This window comes from Brevirhabdus sp. (genome assembly GCF_052826345.1).
The window spans coordinates 43,966-51,953 of sequence record NZ_JBRBUA010000054.1 but is presented as its reverse complement, the minus strand read 5'-3'; the positions used below and the strand labels follow the sequence as shown (position 1 = coordinate 51,953).

The following is a 7,988-nucleotide window of genomic DNA, read 5'->3' as shown; positions in this document are numbered from 1 at the left end:
GACCGGCGGTCGAGCTCCGCCTGAGCAAAATATGCAGACGCCTTTCGCAGGATCTCATTGGCCTGCTTCAGCTCGCGGTTCTCGCGTTCCAGCGCCTTCATCTTCTCGGCCATCTCGGTCGTGATCCCGGTTCGGTCGCCACGATCCACCTCGGCCTTCTTAACCCATTCGCTCAGCGTCTACGGCGCACAGCCAATATTCGACGAAATCGACAGGATCGCCGACCAGCGGCTCTCATGCTGCAGCCTGCCCACCGTGGCGGAGCTCCTTCGCCAGAAGGGCGAACACGATGCTCTCCGCGCCATGAGCCAGGCAGACATCGAGATCGACGAGGTCGGCTACGACAATTGGGATGGCAGCACCGAACTCTGGACCGTCTTTCTTCGCGTCCCAGTCAGCGTTTTCGTGTCGATCGAAGACATCCGGGATGAGATCGCCGGGATCATCTCGAAGAACCTCGAACTCGTCACAGGCAAGGACAATGGATACTGGGTGAGCGCGGAGATCTCGCCGATGCGCGCGCCCCCGCCGGGGCGGCGTCTGTCCGACGGGATGATCCGCGAACGGACACGCGCCGCCATCCTCGACGAGATGTGCGCTAGGGAGACTGTCTGGCACGGCGCCTTGGATGAAATTGCCTTTCTCAGCCGGATCTTTGATCTGATCTCCCTGCCCTCTCATGACAGCCGGTTCCAGAACGCCGAGCAGGACATCTGGCAGCACTGCATCAACAACTTCGACTGGCCACAGGATGGGGTTTATAGCGGCCCGCGCTTCCGTCTCTATGCTGCCGAGCAGGACATCATCCTGAAGTTCATCTGCGAGGTTCTGCATCCCATCGGCACCAACCACTACGGCCACTTCACCCTCTGCGGGATGCTGTTCGACCGCATCGAGGAATCGGGGGCCGGATCGGGGTCGTGGCGAGCCTCGGCTACAAGATGCGTCTGCGCACCATCCGTTTCGACGACATGAACTAGGAACAGGGCTATAGCGCCAACCCGTCTACAGCCAGAGCAAGCTGGCGCAGATGATGTTCGTCTATGCGCTTCAGGACCGGGTGGCGGCGTCGGGCAAGAACGTCGCGGTCTATGTCTGCCACCCCGGCGCGGCGCGCACCTCGCTCATCAGCACCAGCGGCGGCTGGGGCAGCCGGATCATGTTCGGGCTGATGTCGCTGTCGCCGATAGTTCTATCGGCCGAGAAAGGCGCCTACCCGGAGGTGATGTGCACCACCGAGCACGGCCTTGCCGGACGCGCGCTCTATGGCCCCGTAGGGCGAATGGAATGGGTGGGTCCGGTCGGCCGTGGCACGCCGGAGCCCTATGCCCATGACAAGCCGGTCATGGTCAGGCTGTGGGAACGGGCCGAGAAGGACACCGGCTTCAGCCGGTCGTTGTGACCGCTGATTTGACCTCGGCGTCGGGGGCCGCGGCCGCCGGTCGGCCTTTGACGCCCGCCGTTCCGACAGGGGAGACAGCCATGGGCATCGTGAAGGCCGCCAGCGACCGGGGGCGGTTCGGAATGCTCTCCGCCCCTGTCCTTGCCGTGTTCGGGCTGGCCTTCCTGCCGGCCGGGGTCGGCTTCCGCCTGCTGGGCCGCGTTCAATTTAACGCGACCGTGCGGGGGCGCTGCCGTGCTCGTCCGGTGTCGGCGCCCTGCTCCTCCGGCCCGCTTGATCGGTAAAACGCGCCGCCGCAGCGCGCGGCCCTCGCGACCCTCGCTTTTATCAAGGTGTACAAGCGGATCGCCCTCGCGGCGTTTGCCCTTCGGAACCTTCACTTCGCTGGCCTGTTGATTCCCGTGTCTTGTTGAACGCGTTAGGAGTACCGAGATGGCGGATACTGTTGGTGATTTCATTCTCGCACGGCTTCACGAATGGGGTGTGCGGCGAATCTACGGGTTTCCCGGTGATGGGATCGGCGGGCTCGTCGCGGCGCTGGGGCGCGATGACCGGATCGATTTCGTTCAGACGCGGCACGAGGAAGAAGCGGCCTTCATGGCCTGCGCCCATGCCAAATGGACCGGCGAGGTGGGCGTCTGTCTCGCCACCTCCGGGCCCGGTGCGATCCACCTTCTGAACGGTCTTTACGACGCCAAGCTGGACCACCAGCCGGTTCTGGCCATCGTGGGCCAGCAGGCGCGCGCCGCGATCGGTGGCAATTACCAGCAGGAGGTCGATCTTCAGACGCTGTTCAAGGATGTGGCGCGCGACTATGTGCAGACCTGCATGGCGCCCGCCCAGGCCCGCCATCTGATCGACCGCGGAATGCGGATCGCCATGTCGAAGCGGACCGTGACCACCCTGATCTTTCCCAATGACGTGCAGGAGGAAAAGGCGGTCGAAAAGCCGCCCCACGCGCATGGCACGGTCCACTCGGGCATCGGCTTTTCCGCGCCGCGCGTGGTGCCCGAACAGGCGGACCTGACCCGCGCCGCCGAGGTTCTGAACGCAGGCAAGAAGGTGGCCATTCTGGCCGGTGCCGGCGCCCTCGGCGCCGCGCAGGAGCTGACCGAGGTCGCCGATCTGCTGGGCGCGGGCGTGGCCAAGGCGTTGCTGGGCAAGGCGGTCCTGCCCGACGATCTGCCGTTCGTCACCGGGCAGATCGGCCTGCTGGGCACCGAGCCGTCGGATTGGATGATGCGCCATTGCGACACCTTCCTCATGATCGGATCGCGTTTCCCCTATTCGGAATTCCTGCCGAAGGAGGGCAAGGCGCGTGCGGTGCAGATCGACCTCGACCCGGCGATGGAATCGATCCGCTACCCGATGGAGGTCAACCTGGTGGGCGATGCGGCGGCGACGCTGCGCGCGTTGGTCCCGCACCTCAAGGCGCGCGAGGATACCTCGTGGCGCGACGACATCGAGGCCCGCGTCACCAAATGGTGGGAAGGCGCCGAAGCCCGTACGATGAAGGAGGCCGACCCCGTCAACCCGGAGCTGCTGTTCTGGGAAGCATCCTCGCGCCTGCCCGACAACGCGATCATCTCGGCGGATTCGGGTTCTTCGGCGAACTGGTTCGCGCGCGCCATCAAGATCCGCTCCGGCATGAAGGCGTCGCTGTCTGGCACGCTGGCCACCATGTGCCCGGGCGTGCCCTATTCGACGGCGGCCAAGTTCTGCTACCCCGACCGCGTCGCGGTGGGCTTCGTGGGGGACGGGGCGATGCAGATGCTGGGGCTCAACGCGCTCATCACCGTCGCCAAGTTCTGGAAGGAATGGTCCGACCCCCGGCTGGTGATCGCGGTGCTGAACAACAATGATCTCAACCAGGTCACCTGGGAGCTGCGCGCCATGTCCTCCAGCCCCGATGTCCCCAAGACGCAGGACGTGCCGCGGTTCGATTATGCGGGCTATGCGGAATCGCTCGGCCTCATGGGCCTGCGCGTGGAGCGGCCCGAGGATGTCGGCCCCGCCTGGGATCAGGCATTCGCCGCCGACCGGCCGGTGGTGATCGACGCCCATGTCGACCCCGACGTGCCCACCCTGCCGCCTCACATCACGCTTTCGCAGGCCAAAAGCTACGCCAAGGCGCTGACCAAGGGCGACCCGGATGAGGTCGGCATCCTGTGGCAGACCTTCAAGCGGCTGACGGCCTGAGAGCGCGGCGCGCGTCCCCGGCGTTGCGGCCTGTCGCCCGGCAGGCGGCGACGATGTCGCCCTCTCCCCCGGGCGTGCGCTCATGGACAGGAGGTTCAGAACATGGATGCGAAAATCGAAGCGCTCGAGGTCGCCGCCTATACCGTCCCCACGGATGCGCCGGAAAGCGACGGCACGCTGCAGTGGGACGCGACCACGATGGTGCTCGTCACCCTGACCGCCGGGGGCAGGACGGGGCTGGGGTATACCTATGCCGATATCTCGGCCGGTCGGTTCATCGCGTCGGTGTTGCAGACCCAGGTGGTGGGCCGCGACGCGATGGATATTCCCGCCATCTGGCACGCGATGATCCACGCGACGCGCAATCTGGGGCGGCCGGGGATCACCTCGATGGCGATTTCCGCCGTCGACGTGGCGCTGTGGGATCTGAAATCCAAGCTCCTGGGGGTCCCGCTGGCCCGGCTGCTGGGCCGCGCGCGGGACGGGCTGGCGGTCTACGGCTCGGGCGGCTTCACCTCCTACGACGACGCGCGACTGGAAAGCCAGCTGGGCGGCTGGGCGGCCGAGGGGTTCACCATGGTCAAGATGAAGGTCGGCCGCGATCCGCAGGCCGACGGGGGCCGAATGCGCCGCGCGCGCGCGGCTATCGGTCCCGAGGTGCAGCTTTTCACCGATCTGAACGGCGCGCTTTCGCGCAAGCGCGCGCTCGCCTTTGCCGATAAGGCCGCGGCATGTGGCGTCGTCTGGCTGGAGGAGCCGGTATCGTCCAATGATCTGGACGGTCTGCGCCTCCTGCGCGATCGGGGACCTGCGGGCATGGATATCACGGCAGGGGAATACGGCTTCGATACGCGCTATTTCCGCGACATGCTGGCGGCGGGCGCGGTAGACGTGTTGCAGGTCGATGCCACCCGCTGCGCCGGGATCACCGGGTTCATGGCGGCCGCCGGGCTCTGCGAAGCGCATGAGACGCCGCTTTCGGCCCATTGCGCCCCCGCCATCCATATTCACCCCTGCCTCGCGGCGCAGAAGGCGGTGCATCTGGAATGGTTTCACGACCACGTCAGGATCGAGCACATGCTTTTCGACGGCGCGCCGCAGCCCTCGGGCGGGCGCATCGCCGCCAACGGCGCACCCGGGCTGGGGCTGACGCTCAAGCAGGCCGACGCCGACACCTTCCGCGTCGCGATCTGACGGGACGCGCCGCCGCCTCGCGGCGGGCGGCGGGCGGCGGGCCGGAAATCACCCCGAATAGGCGATGGTGCTGAAGATCGCGTTTTCCGCCTGACGCGAGTCCAGCCTGGTGTGCTGCACGACCACCGGCCGGTCAGACGTCAGAACGCAGGCGTAGCTCAGGTTCGGGGGGATCGGCGCGGGGTCAGTCAATTCGTTCAGCCGCTGGTGCAGCGTCCGCCGCGCCGGAACGTCCAGCCTATAGGGGCCGACGGGATCGCGATCGGCGAAAAACACCGTCAGTTCGACCTTCGCGACCTGCCCCCCGGCGTTCAGGACGCAGATCGCTTCGTGGCTGACCATCTCGGGGCCGGGGCCGTTGCTCCAGGCCGGGATGTACCCGTCGACGAACACCCAGCGGGTTTTGCCCAGATCGTCCATGCTGTCCTCCTGTCGAAGCCTCGTGAACACTACCCCAAGGCCCGCCCCAAGGTTCCCGGGCGAGCGGAAAATCCAGGCCAAAAGCCGGGGTCATCCGAATTTCCTTGGAACGGCCCGGCGGGAAGATCGTTGAAGAAGCAGGACGGCACATGTGGCCGTCGGCTGAACGAGAACTGCGGGGGCCAATTCATGTCCACGGTCGTTATCAGCGGGGCATCGGCGGGGGTAGGTCGCGCGACCGTCCGCCGCTTTGCAGGCCCCGGCACGAGGATCGCACTGATCGCACGAAACCGCGAACGTCTGGAAGTCGCGGCAGAGGAGGTTCGGCGGGCCGGGGGCGAGGCCCTTGTCCTGCCGCTGGATGTCGCCGACGCCGCCGCCGTCGAGGACGCGGCCGCGCGGACCGAAGCCGCCTTCGGACCCATCGACATCTGGATCAACGTCGCCATGGTCACGGTGCTGGCCCGTGCGGGCGACATGCAGCCCGACGAATATCGCCGCGTGACCGAGGTGACCTACCTCGGCACGGTGCACGGCACGCTTGCCGCGCTCAAACGGATGAGCGTGCGCGACCGCGGCGTGATCGTGCAGGTCTGCTCGGCGCTGGCCTACCGATCCATCCCGCTTCAATCGGCTTATTGCGCGGCGAAAAGCGCCGTCGTCGGGTTCACCGACAGCCTGCGGACCGAATTGATCCACGATCAGTCCAACGTGAAGGTGACGGCGGTGCAGCTGCCTGGCGTCAACACCCCGCAATTCGGCTGGGCGCGCAACAAGATGGGCTATCGGCAGATGCCGGTGCCACCGATTTTCCAGCCAGAGGCGATCGCCGATGCGATCTGGCATGCCGCGCACAAGCCACGGCGCGAATACTGGCTGGGGTTTTCCTCCTTCAAGGCGATCATGAGCGAAAAGATCGCGCCGGGCATCGGCGACCGCTATGTCGCGCGTACGGCCTTCGAGGGGCAGTTGACCGACGAGAGGCTGCCGGACCGGCCCGACAACCTGTACGAGACCGTCGAGGGCGACCCCGGTGCGCATGGCCGCTTCGACGGTCAGGCGACGGAGCGTTCGCCCGCCATCTGGGCGACAGAGCACCGCGATGCGCTGGTGGTCGCGGGCGGGCTGGGTCTGCTGGGCTTGATGGCGGGCGCGCTGCTGCAGCGGGCGCGGCATGGCAATCGTCGGCGGTCGAGATGAGCGTTTCGGACCGTCACGACGTCCCCCCGGCGGAACACGCGCGCCGCAACCACATCGGGCTGGGCCGGGTGATCGTCGGGCTGGGCGTCGGGCTGGTCGTGCCCGCGCTGGTCGGGCGCGCGCTGCGGGGGCGGCACCGGGCAAGCGCGCATCAAAAGAGCATCCGGCGCACCCGCGACGGCGCCGCGATCCTCGGCGCCTCGGTTCTGCTGGACAGCGCAATGGAACATCTGCGCGGCGGGTTTCACAACCGCGCCATGTATATCGCCCCCAGCCTCGCCGCGATTTCCGTGGCCGCGTCTCTGGCGGAACCGGGAACGGGCCCGCGCGAAAACGGCGCCCGCGCCGCCCATGCGGCCAGCTTCGTCACCGGGCTGCTGGGGCTGGGCTTCCACTTTTACAATATCACCAAGCGGCCGGGCGGGATCAGCTGGAACAACCTCTTCTACGCGGCCCCGATCGGCGCGCCGGGGGCGCTGACGGTGGCGGGCTTGCTGGGGCTTGCGACCGAGCTGATCGCGATGCGGCCCGATGACAGCCAGCGCAACGGGCGCGCGCTGGCCGGGCTGGCCGGGCTTTCCCTGCTGGGCGAGACGGCCGAGGTCGCGCTGCTGCATTTCCGCGGTGCGTTTCACAACCCGGCCATGGTCCTGCCCGTCACCGTGCCCCCGGCGGCGGCGCTCGCGCTGCTGCACCTGGCGCTGCGCCCTGAGGCGCGCAAGAGGCGGGCCACGCGGGCGCTTCTCAACAGCGTCAGCGTCCTGGGTCTCGTGGGGACGGGCTTTCACATCTACGGCGTCGGGCGCAACATGGGCGGCTGGTCGAACTGGCGCCAGAACGTGCTGACCGGGCCGCCGACGCCCGCGCCGATCAGCTTTGCCGGGCTGGGGCTGGCAGGGCTTGCAGCGCTCGATCTGCTCAGCGATGCGGAGAACTGCAATGAGCGATGAATTCTCGGCCCCCTATCGCGGGTATGATGTCCTCGGGAAATGGGACACGCCCTCCTTCAACGACCAGACGCGGCAGGTGCTGCGCGACCGGATGACACCGCCCCCGAGACGGTTTTTCACGCAGGCCGAATGGCGCGTGCTGGAGGCGCTCTGCGCCCGCGTCATCCCGCAACCCGAACGGGAGGAGCCGGTCGCCATCGCCCCCTTCATCGACACCGATCTTTACCACAACCGGGGCACCGGCACCCGGCGCGCCGACATGCCCCCCCCCGCGGCGGCCTGGCGTCAGGGGCTGGCCGCGCTCGATGCGGAGGCGCAGGCACGGCACGGATGCGGTTTTGCCGACCTGGACGGCCCGGCGGCCGACGCCATCCTGAAGGCCGTCGACGACGGCGACCTGACCGACAAGGCCGCATGGGATGGCCTGCCCGCGCAGCGGTTCCTGCGCGATACCGTCCTCAAGACGATCGTGTCGATCTATTACAGCCAGCCCCAGGGCATGAGCGAAATCGGCTACGGTGGCCCGGCCTCGCCGCGCGGCTATGTGCGGCTCGGCGCCGACCGCATCGACCGCTGGGAAGCCCCCTACGGAAATTGGCCGGACAGCCCGCAGGAGACATGAG

At 67.4% G+C, this 7,988-nt stretch carries 9 protein-coding genes and 1 pseudogene; 8 read left to right on the top strand and 2 right to left on the bottom strand.

Annotated elements, in window-relative coordinates; all coding sequences use genetic code 11:
• Positions 1–242: pseudogene (locus tag ACU0BR_RS06595) on the bottom strand (transposase); the annotation flags it as partial.
• Positions 243–303: 61 nt separating this feature from the next.
• On the opposite strand from ACU0BR_RS06595, the gene ACU0BR_RS06590 reads away from it, so the two are divergent.
• The 5 genes from ACU0BR_RS06590 (at position 304) to ACU0BR_RS06570 (ending at position 4,795) form a co-directional block, all read left to right on the top strand.
• Positions 304–975 (top strand): AbiJ-related protein, encoded by a 672-nt coding sequence (locus ACU0BR_RS06590; protein ID WP_446156054.1) that lies wholly within the window; start codon positions 304–306, stop codon positions 973–975.
• 55 nt (positions 976–1,030) lie between these two features.
• Positions 1,031–1,402: a hypothetical protein gene (locus ACU0BR_RS06585; RefSeq protein ID WP_446156053.1), complete on the top strand. Its 372-nt coding sequence runs from the start codon at positions 1,031–1,033 to the stop codon at positions 1,400–1,402.
• 80 nt (positions 1,403–1,482) lie between these two features.
• A complete protein-coding gene (locus ACU0BR_RS06580; RefSeq protein ID WP_446156052.1) occupies positions 1,483–1,686 on the top strand; it encodes a hypothetical protein in 204 nt (67 codons plus the stop codon).
• 148 nt (positions 1,687–1,834) lie between these two features.
• The gene (locus ACU0BR_RS06575) at positions 1,835–3,601 is read left to right on the top strand and encodes a thiamine pyrophosphate-requiring protein (protein ID WP_446156051.1); all 1,767 of its coding nucleotides are present in this window, start codon (positions 1,835–1,837) and stop codon (positions 3,599–3,601) included.
• 102 nt (positions 3,602–3,703) lie between these two features.
• The gene (locus ACU0BR_RS06570; protein ID WP_446156050.1) at positions 3,704–4,795 is read left to right on the top strand and encodes an enolase C-terminal domain-like protein; all 1,092 of its coding nucleotides are present in this window, start codon (positions 3,704–3,706) and stop codon (positions 4,793–4,795) included.
• A 48-nt stretch (positions 4,796–4,843) separates the two neighbouring features.
• On the opposite strand, the gene ACU0BR_RS06565 is transcribed toward ACU0BR_RS06570, so the two are convergent.
• Positions 4,844–5,215 carry a sensory rhodopsin transducer gene (locus ACU0BR_RS06565; protein ID WP_446156049.1) on the bottom strand — a complete coding sequence of 124 codons (372 nt, stop codon included), beginning with the start codon at positions 5,213–5,215 and terminating at the stop codon, positions 4,844–4,846.
• Positions 5,216–5,404: 189 nt separating this feature from the next.
• Between ACU0BR_RS06565 and ACU0BR_RS06560 the strand changes: the two genes are divergently transcribed.
• From ACU0BR_RS06560 to ACU0BR_RS06550, 3 genes are read left to right on the top strand one after another with little or no spacing between them, the layout of a single operon-like run.
• Positions 5,405–6,415 (top strand): SDR family oxidoreductase, encoded by a 1,011-nt coding sequence (locus ACU0BR_RS06560; protein ID WP_446156048.1) that lies wholly within the window; start codon positions 5,405–5,407, stop codon positions 6,413–6,415.
• A complete protein-coding gene (locus tag ACU0BR_RS06555) occupies positions 6,412–7,365 on the top strand; it encodes a hypothetical protein (RefSeq protein ID WP_446156047.1) in 954 nt (317 codons plus the stop codon). Before ACU0BR_RS06560 ends, ACU0BR_RS06555 begins: the two co-directional genes overlap by 4 nt.
• Positions 7,355–7,987, top strand: a complete 633-nt coding sequence (locus tag ACU0BR_RS06550; protein ID WP_446156046.1) for a gluconate 2-dehydrogenase subunit 3 family protein — start codon at positions 7,355–7,357, stop codon at positions 7,985–7,987. Before ACU0BR_RS06555 ends, ACU0BR_RS06550 begins: the two co-directional genes overlap by 11 nt.
• Position 7,988 lies beyond the last annotated feature (1 nt).

Coding starts and splice junctions, on each gene's coding strand:
- ACU0BR_RS06565 (WP_446156049.1), bottom strand. CDS start 5,215: ATGGACGATCTGGGCAAAACCCGCTGGGTGTTCGTCGACGGGTACATC.
- ACU0BR_RS06560 (WP_446156048.1), top strand. CDS start 5,405: ATGTCCACGGTCGTTATCAGCGGGGCATCGGCGGGGGTAGGTCGCGCG.
- ACU0BR_RS06570 (WP_446156050.1), top strand. CDS start 3,704: ATGGATGCGAAAATCGAAGCGCTCGAGGTCGCCGCCTATACCGTCCCC.
- ACU0BR_RS06580 (WP_446156052.1), top strand. CDS start 1,483: ATGGGCATCGTGAAGGCCGCCAGCGACCGGGGGCGGTTCGGAATGCTC.
- ACU0BR_RS06550 (WP_446156046.1), top strand. CDS start 7,355: ATGAGCGATGAATTCTCGGCCCCCTATCGCGGGTATGATGTCCTCGGG.
- ACU0BR_RS06575 (WP_446156051.1), top strand. CDS start 1,835: ATGGCGGATACTGTTGGTGATTTCATTCTCGCACGGCTTCACGAATGG.
- ACU0BR_RS06590 (WP_446156054.1), top strand. CDS start 304: ATGAGCCAGGCAGACATCGAGATCGACGAGGTCGGCTACGACAATTGG.
- ACU0BR_RS06555 (WP_446156047.1), top strand. CDS start 6,412: ATGAGCGTTTCGGACCGTCACGACGTCCCCCCGGCGGAACACGCGCGC.
- ACU0BR_RS06585 (WP_446156053.1), top strand. CDS start 1,031: ATGATGTTCGTCTATGCGCTTCAGGACCGGGTGGCGGCGTCGGGCAAG.